Genomic DNA, 2,499 nt, shown 5'->3' on the forward strand with positions numbered 1-2,499 from the left:
GCGCGCCGCGGCGGCGGCAGCGCGAGCCGGTCCGAGGAGCCGCGCGGCGGCGCGACGGACGGGCGGCCCGCGGTGGACAGGGGGCCGGACGAATGAGGGACGCTGGTGCTTTCCGTGGTCACTGGAAGATCGGCTCTCCGAGCTGGGTGCACCGCACGGCGGTCAGCTCGCGGTAGACGTCCGCGATGGCCGCACCGGTGCGCCGCACATCGAAAGTGCTGAGTACGTGCTCGCGGGCCTCGCGGCCCAGGGTGCGCCGCGGCTCCGGCCCGCCGAGCAGGCGGCCGACGGCGGCGGCGAGCGCGGCCGGGTCCTCGGGCGGGACCAGGCAGCGGGACGCGTGGCCGGGCGGCAGGCTCTCGCGGGCCCCGTCCACGTCGGTGACGACGACCGGCCGGCCGGCCGCCATGGCCTCCAGCGGCGCCAGCGCCATGCCCTCCCAACGGGACGGCAGGACGACGAGATCGGCCTCCCGGTACCAGGGGGCGATGTCGTCGACGGCGCCGGCGAACCGCACCGACGCGGGCGCGGCGGCGCGCAGCCGCTGCTCGTCGGGGCCGTCGCCGACCAGGACGAGCCGCGCGCCGGGCACGTGGTCGAGGACCTCGGGCCAGGCGCGCAGCAGCACGTCCTGCCCCTTCTGCCGGCACAGCCGGCCGACGCACACCACGGTCGGCGGCCGGTCCGCGGGCTCCGGCCCGTCGGTCGGCTCGGCGAACCGCGCGACGTCCACGCCGTTGCGGATCACTGACCAGGAGGCCCGCACCCCGGCCCGTTCGCCGGTGCGGCGCTCGGCCTCGCTGACGCAGACGACGCGGTGCGCCCAGCGGGCCCCGAACCGCTCCCAGCCCCTGGCGAGCGCGGCGGTCGTCCCGTCGACCGCCTCGAACGACCAGGCGTGCGGCTGGTACACGGTCGGGATCCGGCCGCGTACGGCAAGTCGCCCGCACAGCCCGGCCTTGGCGCTGTGCGTGTGGACGAGATCGGGCGAGGCGCGGCGTACGATGCGAGCCAAGTCACGTGTCTCACTGGCGAGTTGGGGCCCGGGCTGGCGGCCCGCGCGCCAGTCGTACGCGATCGCGCCGCGCGCGCGTACGGCGGCCGCGAGCGGGGTGCCGGGCGGGCAGGCGACCGCGACGCGCATCCCGCGCGCGAGTTGGTCGGCGACCAGGTCCGTCACGACGCGGGCGACTCCGCCGTCACAGGGCTGGACCAGGTGCAGGACGGTCAGGGGGAACGAGTCGGCCGACTCGCCGGATGGCGGCATGTCAGGGCCGAACATCCGCCTGGACAGCAAGAACCGCTGAATTACGCATATTGGTTCTCCGCTTGGATGAGTGAGGGTCCGGAACGCTCGAGAAGAGATCCGGAGGATGGCAGGTATAACCCCAACGCCGGGCGATAGTAAGCATTAGATGCTCCTAAACGCTAACTTCCGTATCCTTTCGGCAGGTTCCTCGTTATAGCTGTTGCGCCTTTCCCCGCCCGAATCCGGAATGGCCCCCTCCTATGGCCCAAAGATCTGCTGAACGTCACCCGTTCGGGAGAGCAACCGATGAATAGGGGCCGCGTTGTTGATGGAGCAGGGCGATTCCGTCCGCACCATCAGCACAATCGAGGAGCACTTCTCCATGTCCCGTATCGCGAAGGCTGTAGTCCTGTCCGTCGGTGTCGCCGCGTCCGTCGCGGGTGCCACTGGTGTCGCCGCCGCCGACGCCGGCGCGCACGGTGCCGCGGTGCACTCCCCGGGCGTCCTGTCCGGCAACCTCGTCCAGGTTCCGGTCCACATCCCGGTCAACCTGTGCGGCAACACCGTCAGCGTCATCGGCGCGCTGAACCCGGCGTTCGGCAACGTCTGCTTCAACGCCTGACCCAGCGCCTGCTGTGGCCGGTGCGCCGCCTCTCCCCGACCGGGAGGGCGGCGCACCGGCCTTTTGACGTGCGGTCTCGACGCCCCGGCACTCGTTCGGCGGCGGGCGGATGCGCCGTCCGATGGAACGACGGGCGAAGAAGACGCCAGGTCAGGCCGGAGAAATCACCCGGAAGGCAGGCATGGCACTGCGTAGTCGCGCGGTTGCGGAGCGCAGTCGCCCCGTTTCAGGTGGAGGAGGAAGTTGTCCGACGCATAAGGAAAAGGAACACAGATGCGTCCCCAGGTATCGAGCCGCGCCGTCGCCATGGCGATATGCGCCGCTCTCACCCTCGGCACGGCGGGACCCGCCTTCGCCGATTCGTCCCCTGCCTCTCGAGCGGAGGCCACCACGGAATCCGCCGAATCCACCGCGGCCCGAGATCCGCTGCCCAACGCCGCCGCACTCCTCGCCCAGGTCGAGGCCCTGGCCGACCTCGGCGGCGTCCTCACGCCGGTGACCGACCTGCTCGACGCCGTGCTCAACGCGGACGACGGACAGCTCCCGGCCGCCGACGCCAAGGCGCTCGCCGACAAGATCAAGGCGGCCATCGCGGCCGCGAAGCCCGCCGCCCCCGCGCCCGTCGCCG

The 2,499-nt window shown here is 72.4% G+C and carries 2 protein-coding genes and 1 pseudogene; 2 read left to right on the forward strand and 1 reads right to left on the reverse strand.

Annotated elements, in window-relative coordinates; translation table 11 throughout:
- Nucleotides 1–118 precede the first annotated feature (118 nt).
- Nucleotides 119–1,282, reverse strand: a complete 1,164-nt coding sequence (locus VIU94_RS00910; protein WP_414720861.1) for a glycosyltransferase — start codon at nt 1,280–1,282, stop codon at nt 119–121.
- 349 nt (nt 1,283–1,631) lie between these two features.
- On the opposite strand from VIU94_RS00910, the gene VIU94_RS00915 reads away from it, so the two are divergent.
- Together VIU94_RS00915 and VIU94_RS00920 are read left to right on the forward strand one after the other, a co-directional pair.
- Nucleotides 1,632–1,871: a chaplin gene (locus tag VIU94_RS00915; protein WP_331906429.1), complete on the forward strand. Its 240-nt coding sequence runs from the start codon at nt 1,632–1,634 to the stop codon at nt 1,869–1,871.
- Between the two features lie 273 nt (nt 1,872–2,144).
- Nucleotides 2,145–2,499: pseudogene (locus tag VIU94_RS00920) on the forward strand (hypothetical protein); the annotation flags it as partial.

Origin of the sequence: Streptomyces sp. (assembly GCF_036566765.1) — a bacterium.
In the GTDB taxonomy this organism is placed as follows: domain Bacteria; phylum Actinomycetota; class Actinomycetes; order Streptomycetales; family Streptomycetaceae; genus Streptomyces.